General features: G+C 31.1%; 1 protein-coding gene. It reads left to right on the top strand.

The genetic code is table 11. From position 1 onward, the window contains the following. Positions 1-527, top strand: a 527-nt coding sequence (locus AZI32_RS17680) for an AAA family ATPase (RefSeq protein ID WP_157451002.1), incomplete at both ends; no start/stop codon positions are given.

The following is a 527-nucleotide window of genomic DNA, read 5'->3' as shown; positions in this document are numbered from 1 at the left end:
GTAGATAATGGATTAGATAGATGCGGGGCGCCTGTAGTTGTGGAAATAAACCCGAGTCCGGCAAACTTATTCGGGAAGGCGGAATACGAGTACTATAATGGTACTGTAAAAACAGATTTCACTAAGTTGTTACCAGGTGCAGTGCATAAAGCTAATGGAGGTTACTTAGTACTGTATGTGGATCAACTTCTGAGATACAATTTATCTTGGGATATACTTAAAAAAACAATACAACAAGGTGAAATAACTTTAGATACACAAACAGCTATAAAGCCAGAAAATATACCTGTTAATATAAAAGTAGTACTTATAGGAAATAACTATATGTATAATTTACTGTATAACTATGATCCTGAGTTTAATAAATATTTTAAAATATTTGTAGACTTTGACAATGAAATGAAAAAAAATGATTTCAATGAAACTAGATTGGCAAATTTCATAGCTTCGTATTGTAATAGTAACAATTTAAATCATTTTACTTATGAAGGTGTAGAGCAAGTTGTTAGGTATAGTACTAGGATAAC

It is taken from the genome of Clostridium sp. ATCC 25772 (assembly GCF_001573875.1).
Taxonomy (GTDB): domain Bacteria; phylum Bacillota; class Clostridia; order Clostridiales; family Clostridiaceae; genus Clostridium_J; species Clostridium_J senegalense.
The sequence above is the reverse complement of the archived record's forward strand: the minus strand, read 5'-3'. Positions and strand labels throughout refer to the sequence as shown.